Source organism: Streptomyces sp. NPDC006314 (assembly GCF_040613075.1).
GTDB lineage: Bacteria > Actinomycetota > Actinomycetes > Streptomycetales > Streptomycetaceae > Streptomyces.
Window position 1 is genome coordinate 148623 of record NZ_JBEXRL010000011.1, and the last position, 15293, is coordinate 163915.

Consider the following 15293-nt stretch of genomic DNA (forward strand, 5'->3'; position numbering starts at 1 on the left):
TCCCTTTCCTACACTCGCTCATGCATCGCGCGCCGCACGGACATCACCGTGGCGCGCTTCATGAAGCGTAGGACTGAGGGGAGCCGGGCCGTGCGTGACCGTACCGCCGTCGTCGTTCCCCCTTCGCGGACCGAGGTGATCCTCGTGTCCTCGTTCGTCCGGTGCCCGCTGCGCGGCCGGCACCGGATGCCCGTGACGCCCCGCTGACACCCCGGCCGCCCGCCCGGCACACGCCCGGCCGCCGCCGCACCCCCTTGTCCATCCGGCGTACGGGACATCGCGCTGCCCTTTCCCAGACGACTTCCCGAAAGGCCCCGGGCCGTGCGCACCAGCCTCACCACCCTCGCCGCCGTCCGCAACCTCGGCATCCTCGCCCACGTCGACGCCGGCAAGACCACCGTCACCGAACGCATCCTGTACGCGACGGGCACCACCCACAAGCGGGGCGAGGTGCACGACGGCACCACCGTCACCGACTTCGACCCGCAGGAACGCGACCGCGGCATCACGATCTTCGCCGCCGCGGTGAGCTGCGCCTGGGACGGTCACCGCGTCAACCTCATCGACACCCCCGGCCACATCGACTTCGCCGACGAGGTCGAGCGTTCGCTGCGTGTCCTCGACGGGGCGATCGCCGTGTTCGACGCCGTCGCCGGGGTCGAACCGCAGAGCGAGTCGGTGTGGCGGCAGGCCGACCGGCACGGCGTACCGAGGATCGCGTTCGTCAACAAGCTGGACCGCGCGGGCGCCGACCTGGACCGGGCCGTCGACTCGATCCGGGAACGGCTGCATCCGGCCCCGCTCGTCGTCCAGTTGCCGATCGGAGCGGAGGACGGCTTCAGGGGCGTGGTCGACCTGGTGCGGATGCGCTCCCTGGTCTGGGCGGACGGCGACGGTGCGGCCGTGGAGGGGCCGGTGCCGGAGGAACTGCGGGACGAGGCGGTACGGCGGCGTCGAGGGCTGGAGGAAACGGCGGCAGAACTCCATCCGGCGGCCCTGGAGGAGTTCTGCGACCGGGAGGCGCTCTCCGCCGCCACCCTGGCCGCCACCCTGCGCGACCTCACCCGCAGCGGCGACGGCGTGGTCGTCCTGTGCGGCTCCGCCTACCGCAACCGTGGCATCGAACCGCTGCTGGACGCGGTGGTGGCCTACCTGCCGTCGCCGCTCGACGTGCCCGGCGTGCGCGGCGTCCACGAGGGCGCCGAGCAGCCGCGGGCCGCCGATCCCGAAGCGCCCTTCGCGGGGCTCGTGTTCAAGGTGAACGTGAGCGCCACCGGACGACTGACCTATGTACGCGTCTACTCGGGCACGATCGAGAAGGGGGACACCGTGTGGGACCCGGGTACCGGGCGCACCGAGCGCGTGGCGCGGATCCTGCGCGTCATGGCGGACCGGCACGCCCAACTCGACCGCGCGGTCGCCGGTGACATCGTCGCGCTCGCGGGCGTGAAGTCGGCCCGGGCCGGCTCCACGCTGTGCGACCCCGCCGCCCCGCTGCTCCTTGAGCCGCCCGTGGCCGCCGAGCCCGTGGTGTCCGTGGCGGCCGAGGCGCGGCGCGGTACGGACACCGGCCGGCTCGCGACGGCGCTGGCGAGGCTCGCGGAGGAGGACCCCTCGCTGGTCGTGCGCACCGACGCCGAGACCGGGCAGACCGTGCTGTCCGGGATGGGCGAACTCCATCTGGAGGTCGCGGCGGAGAAGATCCGCCGCGACGGGGGACCGGAGGTCACCGTGGGCCGTCCCAGGGTCGCCTACCGCGAGACCGTCGTCGGCGCCGTACACGGGTTCGTGTTCCGGCACGTCAAACAGGACGGCGGGGCGGGGCAGTTCGCCCATGTCGTACTCGATGTGGAACCACTCGGCCCCGAAGCGGGCGCCACCGGCTTCGAGTTCCGGTCCGCCGTGGTCGGCGGGCGGGTGCCGCAGGAGTACGTGCGCGCGGTCGAGGCCGGGTGCCGGGACGCCCTCGCCGAGGGGCCGCTCGGCGGGCACCCGGTGACCGGAGTGCGGGTCACGCTCACCGACGGCTCCACCCACGTGAAGGACTCCTCCGACACGGCCTTCCGCACCGCCGGCCGGCTCGGCCTCCGCGCGGCCCTGCGCGCCTGCGCAATGGCCCTGCTGGAACCGGTCGCCGAGGTCACGGTCACCGTGCCTGAGGACGCGGTCGGCGGGGTCCTCGGGGACCTGGCCGCCCGGCGCGGGCGCGTCGGCGGCTCCGAGACCCGGGGCGGCGCGGCCACGGTGACCGCGACCGTGCCGCTTGCGGAACTGTTCGGCTACGCGACCCGGTTGCGCAGCCGCACCCAGGGCCGGGGCACCTTCACGAACCGGCCCGCCGGCTACGCCCCTGCGCCGGAATCCGCACCGGTCCGGTAGGCGGGGCGCGGCATACGCCGCGGCGTTGACGGCCCGCGCCACGAGCCGTGTGGTTCGTGGCGCGGATCGTCCGTCCCCCGCCGGCGGAGGCGGTCCCCGACGAGCGGGCGACTTGGGCTCCCCCGAAGTGGGCCAGTGGTGAGACGGGATACTTGGCGGGGCAGCGGGCTGTCTCCGCCGGGTCGCCGAGGAGCGCGGGCGGTCCTTCCGATCGACAGACGACGTTTCGCCGACCACAAGGCCGTGCGACTCCACGCCCGGGGCGGCGACAGGGTCGGCAACCAGCCGGCTGACCAGTGACTCGTCTTCCAGGTCTGCTGGTCGGACAGGTCATTCTGTCCGGCGCGCCGGCATCGCGGCGGCATGCGCGCGGCAGCGACAGCGGGGAGCTGAGAGAGACGGGGCAGCAGCGGACTCGGTGCCGCCCCGGTAGCCACCCACATCAGTATCGGGCCCGCCGGGTAATCTCTGTTTCATCGTCATTGCGGCCCGACGGGCTTCCGCTCCACCCCGGTGGAGTTCCGAAGGACATGCCCCCACCCGCACGAGTCTCTTCGTGCTGCCTGGGGGAAGTCCTTGCTGTTCCGCGCGTCCGCGAAAACGGTCGCCGTCATGGCACTCGACGGTTCACTGTTCCTGCACCTCACCGATCAGTTCGCTCACATGCACGGTTACCGCCCCGGCACCTCGGAGGTGCGTTCCTGGGAGCGCAGCATTCCCGTCCTGGCCGCCGCGATCAATGACGCGGGTCTGGGCGACGTGGAAGTCATGCTGGAGTACGCGCTCCCGCTGAACAGCAAGCGCGCCGATGTCGTGCTCGCCGGCGTGCACCCCGTCACCGGGGAGCCGTCGTACGTTGTGGTGGAGCTGAAGCAGTGGAGCCAGGCACTGCCGCATGAGGACGACCCGACCCTGTGCCACGTCGATGCCTACGCCCACCCGGTCCTCAACCCCATCGAGCAGGTACGCCGCTACTGCGACTACCTGGTCAACTTCAACGGGGCGGTGGCCGAACACGGGCACCGGATCAACGGTGTGGCGTTCCTGCACAACGCCACGGAGTTCGGCGTGACCGGACTGCGCGAGATAGAACGCGACGGTCACGGACTGCTCTTCACCGGGGAACGCCGCGGCGCCTTCCTCGAACATCTCCGTTCCAGGCTGAGCGACAGGCATCTCGGAGCCCCGGCCGCGGACGAACTGCTCGCGGGCGCCACCGCGCCGTCGAAGCAGCTGATGTCCGTGGCAGCCGAAGAGGTGCGGGAGCGGCAGCAGTTCGTGTTGCTCGACGAGCAGCAGGTCGCCTACCGCATGGTGCTCAACGCGGTGGAGAAGGCGAAGCACGCCGATCGCAAGGAAGTCGTGATCGTCACCGGCGGTCCCGGCACCGGCAAGAGCGTGATCGCTCTCCAACTACTCGGCGAGCTGTACCGGCGCGGAGTCCCGGCTCTGCACGCCACCGGCTCGCAGTCGTTCACCAAGACGATGAGGAAGGTCGCCGGATCCCGGAAGCGGGAGGTCCAGGACCTGTTCAAGTACTTCAACAGCTTCATGACCACCGAGAAGAACAGCCTGGGTGCTCTGATCTGCGACGAGGCACATCGCATCCGGGAAACCTCGGCCAACCGCTACACGCGTGCCGAGCACCGTACCGGCAGGGCACAGATCGACGAACTCATCGACGTCGCCTACGTGCCCGTCTTCTTCCTCGACGAACATCAGGTGGTGCGCCCCGGTGAGATGGGCACCGTGGCCGACATCAAGGCGGCAGCGGCGAAGCGCGACATCCCCTGCCACGTCGTCCCGTTGGACAGCCAGTTCCGCTGCGGCGGCAGCGACGCCTACCTGCGCTGGGTCGTCCGCCTTCTCGGCCTCGAGCCCGGCGGGCCGGTCGTCTGGGAACCCGACGACCGCATGCAGCTGCTGGTCGCCGACAGCCCGCAGGAGATGGAGGCGTTCCTCCAGGCCCGCCGTGCGCAGGGCTACGGCGCACGCATGTCCGCCGGCTACTGCTGGCGCTGGTCTCCAGAGCCCAAACCCGGCGAACCGCTCCCGCCCGATGTCGTCATCGGTGACTGGGCCCGCCCCTGGAACCTGCGCGGCGACCGCTCCGTCTCGGGGGCGCCCCCGGCCGCCCTCTGGGCCACCGACCCGGCCGGCTTCGGTCAGGTCGGGTGCGTCTACACCGCCCAGGGCTTCGAGTACGACTGGTCCGGTGTCATCATCGGCCCCGATCTGCTCTGGCGCGGCGACCGCTGGATCACGGACCGCACCGCCTCCAAGGACCCGGTGTTCAAGAAGTCCACCCCGGACGCCGACGTGGACCGCCTGATCCGCAACACGTACAAGGTGCTGCTGACCCGGGGCATGGTCGGCACGATCGTGTATGCGACAGACCCGGAGACGCGGGAGAAGCTGAGGGAGCTGACGGACGGTCGGGTGGAGCGGCGAGCTGCCACGGTGTGATGAAGGCAAGTCCTCGCCACGGAGCACGAAATCCGGCCATGATGGCCGCGCTTCGGGCCGACCACGGCGTCATCGTCGTCCGTCGGGCAGCCCTCTCCCTAAGATCACGAGTACTGATCGCGACCCGACGGGCTTCCCCAAGAGGACATGCCCCCACCCGCACGAGACACTCGTGCCCTGGGGGACCCACCTCGTGTCCATGCTCGCGGTGGAACGGCCTTGCCCCCAACCTGCACGGTGTGGGTCCGGACGACGGGCTCTATGGTGACGTCACGGAAATCAGAAGTGTGCTTGGTGTTTGCTGCTCCACAGCACGGCGGAGCCCGCAATGGTGAGCACTTCGTGCCGGCCGTCGTCCGATCGGTTCGGCGAGCGCGTCCCCGGCGATGAGAGGCCTGCGTGCCGGCGTTCGCCGCGGTGTGCGCAGCTCCTGCGGCTGGGCACCGCCTCGCCATGGGGACATCTGCCGCTGTGGGCCGGCGAGGGCGGCCTCCTCGCCGTGTTGGCGCTCGGCTGGGAAGGCGCGGACGCGAGCGGTTCGGCTGGGTGGTGGAGTCGATCGCGGGCTCCGGGTGAGAACCGCCCGGAGCCCGCGATGTGCTCAGAAGCGGGGCGTTCCCGGTACGTGCTGCGGCGTCGGGATGATGGGGTGGCCCAAGCCCGGGTTCCGGTGACCGGACGTCTTGCAGGTGACGTCCCGCGCCGGAAGCCTTCCGGTGCTCAGGTAGGCGTTGACCGTGCGGTTGGCGCACGAGCGCGGGTCGTCGGAGTAGACGCCGTGGCCCTCGCCGCCCGCGACGTAGACCATGCGCGAGCCCTTCAGAGCGCGGTGCATGCCGAGGCCGCTGATCAGCGGGGTCTGGGAATCCCACTGGTTCTGCACGGTGAGCAGGCCGACCCCGTTGTCCACCGCCGTGACGGGCTCGACCGGTTCGTTCCAGAACGCGCAGGGCGTGATGTTGGAGCCGAAGTCGCCGTACAGCGGGTACTTGGCCTTGTCCCGGATCGCGTCACGTCGGTACTGTTCCGGGTCCCGCGGCCAGGCCGCGGTGTCGCCGCAGACCACGGCCCAGAAGGCGGCGGAGCCGTTGTCCTCCGGCACATGTACGCCGGGAACCGCGGAGCGGCGCTGGCGCTTCTCGGCGTCCGGCGCGGCCGAGCCGCGGGAGGCGTGTGGTCTGCCGTCGGCTGCCTTCTTCAACTCGACGACGGTCTCGGCCGCGCCCTTGGGACTGAAGAACTCGGGGCGCAGCATGGCACGGATGTCGTCCCCGGTGAACTTCACGCCCCCGTACCTGATCGGCTTGCGGTCGGCCCGGGCGATCAGGTTCCAGAACGTCTTCTTCACCTTGGCCGGGGTGTCACCGAGCTTGTAGGTGCGGTGGTGCTGTGCGGTCCACTTCGTCCAGCGGGTGAAAGCCGGTTCGGTGCCCTCCGCCCAGACCTGGATCATGCCGCGCCAGACCCGGCCGGGATCGACCGCGCTGTCCAGCACGAAGCGATCGGTCCGCTCGGGGAACATCTGCGTGTAGACGGCGCCCAGATAGGTGCCGTACGAGAAGCCCAGGTAGGAGATCTTCTTCTCGCCCAGTACGGCGCGGATGACGTCCATGTCACGGGCGGTGTTGCGGGTGGTGATGTGCGCGAGCTTGTCGCCGTTCTTAGCGCGGCACTTCTCGGCGACGGTCCTGGCTCGCTTGACGTCTTGGCCGAACTTCTGTGGCTTGTAGGGGTGTTCCATGTTCTGTTCGCCGGCCGTCAGGCCGCAGGTGACGGGGCTGCTGCGCCCCACGCCGCGTGGGTCGAACCCGATGAGGTCGTACTGCTCGCGGACCTTGGCGGGCATCACTTCCCGCATCATGACTGGCATGTCCAGGCCTTCGCCGCCCGGCCCGCCGGGGTTGAAGAGGAGCGCGCCGTGCCGCTTGCCGGGGACGCTCGTCTTCAGGCGTGAGATGGCCAGCCCGATCGTCTTGCCCGTGGGGCGGCTGTAATCGAGCGGGACCTTGATCGTCGCGCACTGGTAGCTGGCGGGCATGGAGGGGTCGCAACGGTGCCACGCCGGCTTCTGGTTCTCGAATGTCTGCAGCGGCTCTGCCGCGGATGCCTGCGTCGGAGCGAGAGTGGGGACCAGCGTTGCCATGATCCCCACCGCGAGCGAGGGCGCCAAGCGTCCTATCCGCACGATTGCCGTTCCTTTCGATCAACTTCTCGTAAGGAACGACGATTTCGTGTTTGCCCGCCATGGCGAATCCGTCTGCGGACCGGTCCTGCTGCTACCTCAGACGGACACAGAAAGATACCTTCGGAGGAGAACCCGGCCGGCCTGATCGCCGTCCGCGTTCACCCGTGACGGCGACGGCCCGGTGACGGGAAGTCGGTGCCCGGCGGGACAGTTGACGTCGTGCACGGCGGCCAGGCCGTCGAACACGCCGGCGTGGGCGGTGCGTCCAGCCCCAGGGTGGCCGGCGCCCAGTCGATTCGCATCCGGTGCCGCTGCCGACGAGCCGCTTCCCCCGGGTCCGTCCGTGCGGAGATCGACGGCGGTCAGGTAGCTGTCGTCCCAGCTGATCACGGAGTCGACGGCGGTGGACGAGCCCCGGCCGGAACCGGGGATCTCGCACACCGGCCGCTGTTCGGCGGGGACATCGGTGCCGCGCCGGTGGGCGAGGAGGTGCATGCGGTCATCGGCGTCGTCGGCGATCGCCATGTACCGGCCACCGTCGCCGAGGATGTCCGGGGTGGTCCCGAGTCCTGGTTGCGGAACCGGATCTGGTGCCGGCGCCCCGGTCGTGAGTCTGCCGCCACGACACGGCGGGCGTTCCGTCCGCCACCGGGCACGGCCTGGCCATCGGTGACATACGGCGCTGCGGGCCGACGCGGGCGGCTTCCTCGCCGTGTTCGCGCTCGGCTGGACACCCGGCGGACCGGAGCGGTCGTTGCCCGGTATCGGCGCGGCCATGCGGTTCACCCAGGCGGGACCGCACCTGGTATGCGACGCGGCCCACCGGTTCGAAGGGGCGCCCCGGTGAGCACCACCGAGGCGACGGACTCGAGCGACTCGTCCGCCCATGGCCTCCGTCGCCGGGTTGGTGCTCGGCGTGCTCGCGACCGTACGAGGCGGGTCCACACGGTCGTCACCACGCAGGGTCGTCACCACCGTACGGTCGTCACCACCGTACGGTCGTCACCACCGTACGGTCGTCGTCACACATGAGAAAGGCCCTGACCGGCAGCCGGCCCGGGCCCTCCGCACGCCCTCGCTTCACCGCGCGGCCAGCTCCAGCACCCTCGGCTCGGAGACCGCATCCTCGGCGCGCGTACGGGAGTTCCGCCACAGCCACAGCACATCCCGGCCGAAGGACCACACCAGCGAACCCAGCGCCGACAGCACGATGGCGTGGTTCGCCAGGTGTGGGAGCAGTTCGGAGCCGGCCAGCAGCAGGCAGACGCCCTGGACCGCGGCGACGGTCTTGCGGGCGAAGGACGGCGGCAGCGGGGCGTTCAGCCAGGGGGCCAGGCGGGCGGCGCCGACGAACGCGTAGCGCATGCCGCCGATCAGCAGCACCCATGGGCCGAGCCGCGTGGACACATACACACTCAGCACCAGGATCAGGAACGCGTCGACCTCCATGTCGAAGCGGGCGCCCAGTGCGGAGGAGGTGCCGGTGCGACGGGCGACCTTGCCGTCCACGCCGTCCAGGAGGAGGGCGACGGCGGTCAGGGCGACCAGCAGTGTCACCGGCGGCGCGCTCTGGAAGGAGTCCGCGACCATCGCGGTCACCCCGCCGACCAGGGTCGACCGGCCGAGCGTGACCCGGTTCGCGGGGCCGAAGGAGCTGAGCCGGGAGCGGTGCAGCGCCCGGGCCAGGACAGCCCAGGTGGCGAACGCGAAGGCGAGCCCCGTCAGCCAGCCGGCCGGCCCCAGGCCGATCGCCGAGCCGAGCAGGGCCAGCAGCAGGATCTGCACGCCCGCTCCCACAGCGGTCTCCTGCTGGAGCCTCGCGTCATACGTGTTGTTCAGGGCCACCGCACACCCTCCGGCCGAGTGACAGAGTCGATCAATGCCGCGTACTCTGCGCGGCCTGTGCACTTCTCGGTACGTGAACAACTTCCCGATCGTTCAGGAGGATGCGGATGAACCGCTCGGCCCGCGCGTTCTGGCTCCGCTCACCCGGCCACGGCGAGCTGCGCGACGCCACCCTCGCGGAGCCCGCCGCGGACGAGGTCGTCGTGCGCGCGCTGTACTCCGGGGTCAGCCGGGGCACGGAGACCCTCGTCTTCCGCGGCGGCGTCCCCGAGAACCAACACGCGGCGATGCGGGCGCCGTTCCAGGAGGGCGACTTCCCGGGACCGGTGAAGTACGGCTACCTGAACGTCGGCGTGGTCGAGGAGGGCCCGGCTGCGCTGATCGGCCGTACGGTCTTCTGCCTGTATCCGCACCAGAGCCGTTACGTCGTCCCGGTGAGCGCCGTGACCGTCGTGCCGGAGCGGGTGCCCGCCGCCCGGGCCGTGCTCGCCGGGACCGTGGAGACCGCCGTGAACGGCCTGTGGGACGCGGCGCCGCTGATCGGTGACCGGATCGCGGTGGTCGGCGGCGGCATGGTCGGCTGCTCGGTCGCGGCGCTGCTCGCGCGCTTCCCCGGCGTCCGGTTGCAGCTCGTCGACGCCGACCCGTCCCGCGCCAAGACCGCCGAGGCGCTCGGCGTCGACTTCGCCGCACCCGCCGACGCCCTCGGCGACTGCGACCTCGTCGTGCACGCCAGCGCCACCGAAGCCGGCCTGAACCGGGCCCTCCAACTCCTCGCCCCGGAGGGCACGGTGTTGGAACTGAGCTGGTACGGCGACCGGCGCGTCAGCCTGCCGCTCGGTGAGGCCTTCCACTCCCGCCGGCTCAACCTGCGCAGCAGCCAGGTCGGCACCGTCTCCCCGGCCGCCCGCGCCGGACGTACCTACGCCGACCGCATGGCCCTCGCCCTCGACCTGCTCACCGACCCGGCGCTGGACGCCCTCATCACGGGGGAGAGCGCCTTCGAGGAACTCCCGGACGTCATGCCGAAGCTCGCCTCCGGCGAGATCCCCGCCCTGTGCCACCGCGTGCGGTACGCCGAGACGGGCTTGACCTGAGAAAAGGGTGAGAGAGGGCTGAACGGGGGGAAGCGAAGAGCCGTACTACACGGCATCCCCCGGCGGGCAAGGGCAGGGGGACCAGACGCGCCGCACCTGGAGGGTCGTCCGTTGTTCAGCATCACCGTCCGCGATCACATCATGATCGCCCACAGCTTCCGCGGCGAGGTCTTCGGTCCCGCGCAGCGACTGCACGGCGCCACGTTCCTCGTGGACGCGACGTTCCGCCGCGAGCAGTTGGACGAGGACAACATCGTGGTCGACATCGGCCTGGCCACGCAGGAACTGGGCGCCGTCGTCGCCGAGCTGAACTACCGCAACCTCGACGACGAACCCGAGTTCGCCGGGATCAACACCTCCACCGAGTTCCTCGCCAAGGTCATCGCCGACCGGCTCGCCGAACGCGTCCACAAGGGTGCCCTCGGCGAGGGCGCCAAGGGCCTCGGGGGGATCACGGTCACCCTGCACGAGTCGCACATCGCCTGGGCGAGTTACGAGCGTGACCTGTGACCGGCCTGAGCGTGGAAAGCACCGGCCTGAGTGGGGGGAGCACCGGCCTGAGCATGGCGACCGCGCGCGCCGTACCCACCGCGCCGACCGCGCCGACCGCGCCGACCGCGCCGACCGCGCAGACCGTGCCGAGCGCGAGCACCGTGGAGAGGGCACGCCTCACCTACGTGCCCGTGCAGCCCGCCGCCGAGAACGCCGGAATCATCCCCATGTCCCTGCGCACCGTGCACTTCGTCATGCCGGGCGGCGTCGACGACCCGGCCGCGCCCAGCGGCGGCAACGCCTACGACCGCAGGGTCTGCCTCGACCTGCCCGGCTTCGGCTGGCAGGTCACCCGGCACGCCGCGCCCGGCACCTGGCCGCGTCCCGACCGGGCCGCCCGCGACGGGCTCGCCCGGACACTCCGTGACCTGCCGGACGACGCGGTCGTCCTGCTCGACGGACTCGTCGCCTGCGGGGTCCCGGACATCGTCGTCCCCGAGGCCCAACGCCTGCGGCTCGCGGTGCTCGTCCACCTGCCGCTCGGCGACGAGACCGGCCTCGACCCGGCCGTGGCGGCCGACCTCGACGCCCGCGAGCGCGCCGTTCTACGGGCGGTGCCCGCGGTGATCGCGACCAGCGACTGGGCGGTCCGCCGCCTCGTCTCCCACCACGGGCTCGCCCCGGACCGGGCGCACATCGCCGCACCCGGCGCCGACATCGCACCCCTCGCGGCCGGCACCGACGGCGTCTCCCGCCTGCTGTGCGTGGCCGCGGTGACGCCGCGCAAGGGGCAGCACCGGCTCGTGGAGGCGCTCGCGACGGTACGGGACCTGCCGTGGACCTGCGAGTGTGTCGGCGGGCTCGGCCATGACCCCGAGTACGTCGCCCATCTTCGCGCCCTCATCGACCGGTACGGCCTCGCCGACCGCCTGCGGCTGACCGGGCCGTGCTCCGGCGCCGACCTCGACGCCGCCTACGCGGCCGCCGACCTGATGGTCCTCGCCTCCTACGCCGAGACCTACGGCATGGCGGTCACCGAGGCACTCGCCCGCGGTATCCCCGTTCTCGCCACCGACGTCGGCGGCCTGCCCGAGGCGGTCGGCCGCGCCCCTGACGGCGGGGTGCCCGGCATCCTCGTCCCGCCGGAGGACCCCGCGGCGCTCGCGGCCGAACTGCGCGGCTGGTTCGGTGAGCCCGACGTACGCCGCCGGCTCAAGGCCGCCGCCCGCGGCCGCCGCGCCGCGCTCGACGGCTGGGCGACCACCGCCCGCAGCCTGGCCGGAGTCCTCCAGCGACTCCCCGAAGCACCGAGGAGGGCGGCATGAGCACCCCGAAGACCGCATCGACCGGATCGATCCCGGCCCAGCCCGGACCGAGGGGGCCGGTCCGACCGATCCCGTCCCAGCCCGGGCCGAGCGAGGCGGAGTCCGTGACGACGGGTGGCGAGGAGTACGAGGTGGCACGGGGCGCCGAGGTCGCCGGTGACCAGGAGGCGCGGATGTCGGCCGACGCGGTGAGTACGGGGGCTGCCGGCGCTGTCGCTGGGGGGCCTGGTGTGGTTCCCGGCGGGGGAGAGCACGGCGCGGTGTCCGGCGACACGGCCGGTGCCGGTGCGTCCGACGGCGCTTCGGGAGGCGAGGCATCCACGGCCGCCATCGGCACCGCTCCCTCCGGGACCGTCGGGGACGGTGCCCCCGCCCCGGTCATCGCCGGTGCCGGTCCCGTCGTCCGGCCCGGCGAGCGGGCCACCGTACGGCTGCGGGACGGCGGCACCGAGGAGCCGCCGCGGTACGCGCCCGAGTGGCTGCAACTGCGGGAGGGCGCCGACGCGGCCGGCCGGGCGCAGGAGCTGCTGGACCCGTTGCGGATCCGGCCGGCCGACCTGCCGGGCCGGGCGGACGGGCTGGTCGTGCACGACCTGGGCTGCGGCACCGGATCGATGGGCCGTTGGCTGGCGCCCCGCCTGGACGGCCCCCAGCACTGGATCCTTCACGACCGCGATCCATACCTGCTGCACTTCGCCGCCGCGGCCTCCCCGCGCTCCGCCGCCGACGGCAGCCGCGTCACGGTCGAGACGCGCCGCGGTGACGTGGCCCGCCTGACCCCGGACGTGCTCGCCGGGGCCTCACTGGTGACCGCGTCCGCGCTGCTCGACGTACTCACTCGCGAGGAGGCCGCCACCCTCGCCGACGCCTGTACCGGGGCCGGCTGCCCAGCGCTGCTCACGCTGTCCGTCGCCGGACGCGTCGAACTCACCCCGGCCGACCCGCTGGACGCCGAGATCGAGGAGGCGTTCAACGCCCACCAGCGGCGCGCCGGACTGCTCGGCCCGGACGCGGTCACCGTGACCAGCGAGGCGTTCGCGGAACGCGGGGCGACGGTACGGGTGCACCCGAGCCCGTGGCGGCTCGGCCCGGACGAGCGTGCGCTGACCGAGCAGTGGCTGCGCGGCTGGGTGGGCGCGGCCGTCGAACAGCGGCCGGAACTGCGCGACCGCGCCGAACGCTACCTGCGTGACCGGCTCGCCGCCTGCGCGGCCGGAGAGTTGCGCGCCGTCGTCCACCACAGCGACCTGCTGGCGCTGCCCGGGCCGGCCGGGCGTACGGCATGAGCGCGCGGGCGGCGGCAGCGGCGGTGGGGGCCGGGGCGGGGGCGGCAGGGACCAGGACCGCGGTGACCGGCTCGCCCGCGCGCGTGACGCCTACGGAAGCGGCACACGCGCGCGTGCAGAACGCTGCCGCGGCACACGGGCATCTGCCCCACGCCGCCGCGGCACACCCGCGCGCGGAGAACACCGGTACGGGCCGCCCTCGCGCGGCCGCGACCGCTGGTGCGGCCCGTGCTCGCGAGGCGGTGATCACCGGTGCCGGCCACGCTCCCGAGGGCGCGATCCCGGGTACAGGCCGCGAACGGGAGGCCCCCACAGCGCTTTTGGCGCCGTCGGCCCTCGGTGCCGCCACGGCGTCACCGGCCCTTGGTGCCGCCACGGAGCCGGCGGAGTCACCGGCGTCCGAGGCCGCGCAACCGAACGTGCCCGGCCCTGCACGGGCCCCCGCGCCCCGCCGCGTCAACTCCCGTGCCCTGCGTACCCACTTCGGCACCGCCGTCGGCGTCGTCATTCTCACCGCGCTCCTGTGGCGGCTCGGCACCGGTGTGCTGCTCGACGGGCTCCGGCGCATCGACACCGTGACGGTGCTGGCCGCGCTGGGCATCGGGGTGGTCACCACCGTGTTCAGCGCGTGGCGCTGGCAGTTGGTGGCCCGGGGGCTGCGCATCCGGCTGCCGCTGGGGCCCGCCGTCGCCGACTACTACCGGGCCCTGTTCCTGAACGCGGCCCTGCCCGGCGGGATCCTGGGCGATGTGCACCGGGCGGTGCGGCACGGACGGAGCGCCGGTGATCTCCGGCGCGGGGTGAAGGCGGTCGTGCTGGAACGGGTAGCGGGACAGCTCGCGCTGACCGCCGTCGGCGCGGCGGTGCTGCTGACCCTGCCGTCCCCGGTCCGTGCGCAGGCTCGCAGCGTCACCCCGCTGGTGGCCCTCGCTGCCGCCGGCGCGCTCGCCGTCGTCCTCGCCGTCCGCCTGAACCGCGCGCCCGCGCGTCGCGAAGGCGCCCTCCGCTCCGCCCTCCGCGAGACGCGCCAGGGCCTGTTGTCCCCGCGGGGCGGCCCGGGAATCGCGCTGTCCTCCGCCGTCGTCCTCGCCGGCCACCTCGCGATGTTCGTGGTCGCCGCCCGGGTCTCCGGGTCCGCCGCGCCGGTCGCGGTGCTGCTCCCGCTGGCGGTCCTGGCCCTCGTCGCGATGGGCCTGCCGCTGAACGTCGGCGGCTTCGGCCCCCGCGAGGGCGTCACCGCCTGGGCGTTCGGCGCCGCGGGCCTGGGAGCGAGCACCGGGGTCGCCGTCGGCGTCGTGTACGGCGTGCTCAGCTTCGTGGCGAGCCTGCCCGGTGCCGTCGTTCTCGTCGCCCGCCGGCAGGCGGCCCCGCGGGCCGGGGCCGCCGCGACGGATCCCGGCCTTGCGCCTGCGGCGGACGCCGGCCTTGCGCCCGGGACGGACTACCCGCGCCCGTCGGACGAGGTGAGCAGTGCGACATACGGCTCGAAGGATTCGACGAGGCTTGCCAGCAGTTCCTTCCCCTTTTCCGCGGAACCCAGGGAAGGACGGCCGATGACGCCCGATTCGGTATAGGCGGACATTCCCACGGTGAGTAGATGCCGGCGGTCGTCGGCGGTGAAATCGGCGGACTCGTAACCAGTATGGACGAATTCGGGGTGAGCGTGCAGCAAAATGGAGGTCTCGATTTCTCCCGCGTGCATGTCGGTGAGCAGCGAGGTCAGCACCCCGGCCCGTTCCCGCGCCGTCTCCCAGTCCTCGGCGGCCGGGAACAGCGCCATCCGCTCCCCGCGCGCGGAGGCCTCTTGAACGACGTTGCCCAGTACGTAGTTCCCGCCGTGCCCGTTCACCACGACCAGCGCCTCCACGCCCGAGCGGCGCAGCGAGTCGGCGATGTCCCTGACCACCGCGTGGAGGGTCACGGCGGAGATGCTGACGGTCCCCGGCCAGGCCGCGTGCTCGTGCGAGCAGGAGACCGTCACCGGAGGAAGGAGGTGCACCGGGTACGCGGCGGCGATCTCCCGGGCCACGGCACAGGCGACCAGCGTGTCGGTCGCCAACGGAAGGAACGGGCCGTGCTGTTCGAAGCTCCCGACGGGAAGGACGGCGACCTGTGCTGAAACGCCCGCCCCCCGCGTCCGTACATCTTCCGTGGTGTCCGTCGGCACCACCCCGTATGCCGCCGTTCGCGCGCCCGAATCACTCATCACTTCACGGCC

The 15293-nt window shown here is 72.5% G+C and carries 10 protein-coding genes and 1 pseudogene; 7 read left to right on the forward strand and 4 right to left on the reverse strand.

The annotated features are described in order from the left end of the window. The first annotated feature begins 321 nt into the window (after nucleotides 1-321). Together fusA and ABZ079_RS21780 are read left to right on the forward strand one after the other, a co-directional pair. Nucleotides 322-2379, forward strand: coding sequence for an elongation factor G (fusA, locus tag ABZ079_RS21775; RefSeq protein WP_356941073.1), 2058 nt, complete (start codon nucleotides 322-324; stop codon nucleotides 2377-2379). A 576-nt stretch (nucleotides 2380-2955) separates the two neighbouring features. Beyond that, nucleotides 2956-4845, forward strand: coding sequence for a DUF2075 domain-containing protein (locus tag ABZ079_RS21780; RefSeq protein WP_356941074.1), 1890 nt, complete (start codon nucleotides 2956-2958; stop codon nucleotides 4843-4845). Nucleotides 4846-5446: 601 nt separating this feature from the next. On the opposite strand, the gene ABZ079_RS21785 is transcribed toward ABZ079_RS21780, so the two are convergent. The 3 genes from ABZ079_RS21785 to ABZ079_RS21795 form a co-directional block, all read right to left on the reverse strand. After that, nucleotides 5447-6988 (reverse strand): alpha/beta hydrolase, encoded by a 1542-nt coding sequence (locus ABZ079_RS21785; protein ID WP_356941075.1) that lies wholly within the window; start codon nucleotides 6986-6988, stop codon nucleotides 5447-5449. A 138-nt stretch (nucleotides 6989-7126) separates the two neighbouring features. Beyond that, nucleotides 7127-7555 (reverse strand): hypothetical protein, encoded by a 429-nt coding sequence (locus tag ABZ079_RS21790; RefSeq protein WP_356941076.1) that lies wholly within the window; start codon nucleotides 7553-7555, stop codon nucleotides 7127-7129. 555 nt (nucleotides 7556-8110) lie between these two features. Further along, nucleotides 8111-8875: a CDP-alcohol phosphatidyltransferase family protein gene (locus ABZ079_RS21795; protein WP_356941077.1), complete on the reverse strand. Its 765-nt coding sequence runs from the start codon at nucleotides 8873-8875 to the stop codon at nucleotides 8111-8113. A 107-nt stretch (nucleotides 8876-8982) separates the two neighbouring features. Between ABZ079_RS21795 and ABZ079_RS21800 the strand changes: the two genes are divergently transcribed. The 5 genes from ABZ079_RS21800 to ABZ079_RS21820 all read left to right on the forward strand — a co-directional run bounded on the left by ABZ079_RS21800 (nucleotide 8983) and on the right by ABZ079_RS21820 (nucleotide 14649). Next, complete coding sequence (locus ABZ079_RS21800; protein WP_356941078.1) at nucleotides 8983-9972, forward strand: zinc-binding alcohol dehydrogenase; 990 nt, start codon at nucleotides 8983-8985, stop codon at nucleotides 9970-9972. 111 nt (nucleotides 9973-10083) lie between these two features. Further along, nucleotides 10084-10482 carry a 6-carboxytetrahydropterin synthase gene (locus ABZ079_RS21805; RefSeq protein WP_356941079.1) on the forward strand — a complete coding sequence of 133 codons (399 nt, stop codon included), beginning with the start codon at nucleotides 10084-10086 and terminating at the stop codon, nucleotides 10480-10482. A 53-nt stretch (nucleotides 10483-10535) separates the two neighbouring features. After that, nucleotides 10536-11789, forward strand: a complete 1254-nt coding sequence (locus tag ABZ079_RS21810) for a glycosyltransferase family 4 protein (RefSeq protein WP_356941080.1) — start codon at nucleotides 10536-10538, stop codon at nucleotides 11787-11789. 329 nt (nucleotides 11790-12118) lie between these two features. Further along, nucleotides 12119-13075, forward strand: coding sequence for a trans-aconitate methyltransferase (locus tag ABZ079_RS21815; protein ID WP_356941177.1), 957 nt, complete (start codon nucleotides 12119-12121; stop codon nucleotides 13073-13075). A gap of 242 nt (nucleotides 13076-13317) precedes the next feature. After that, entirely contained in the window at nucleotides 13318-14649 is a 1332-nt protein-coding gene (locus ABZ079_RS21820; RefSeq protein WP_356941178.1) for a lysylphosphatidylglycerol synthase transmembrane domain-containing protein, read from the forward strand. Here the strand turns inward: ABZ079_RS21820 and ABZ079_RS21825 are convergent. Beyond that, a pseudogene (locus ABZ079_RS21825) lies at nucleotides 14535-15281 on the reverse strand (creatininase family protein); the annotation flags it as partial. The gene ABZ079_RS21820 and the pseudogene ABZ079_RS21825 overlap by 115 nt on opposite strands. Nucleotides 15282-15293 lie beyond the last annotated feature (12 nt).

What these genes read in the sequence shown, in the direction of transcription:
- ABZ079_RS21800 (WP_356941078.1), top strand. Translation starts at nt 8,983, where the DNA reads ATGAACCGCTCGGCCCGCGCGTTCTGGCTCCGCTCACCCGGCCACGGC.
- ABZ079_RS21785 (WP_356941075.1), bottom strand. Translation starts at nt 6,988, where the DNA reads ATGGCAACGCTGGTCCCCACTCTCGCTCCGACGCAGGCATCCGCGGCA.
- ABZ079_RS21790 (WP_356941076.1), bottom strand. Translation starts at nt 7,555, where the DNA reads ATGGCGATCGCCGACGACGCCGATGACCGCATGCACCTCCTCGCCCAC.
- ABZ079_RS21810 (WP_356941080.1), top strand. Translation starts at nt 10,536, where the DNA reads ATGGCGACCGCGCGCGCCGTACCCACCGCGCCGACCGCGCCGACCGCG.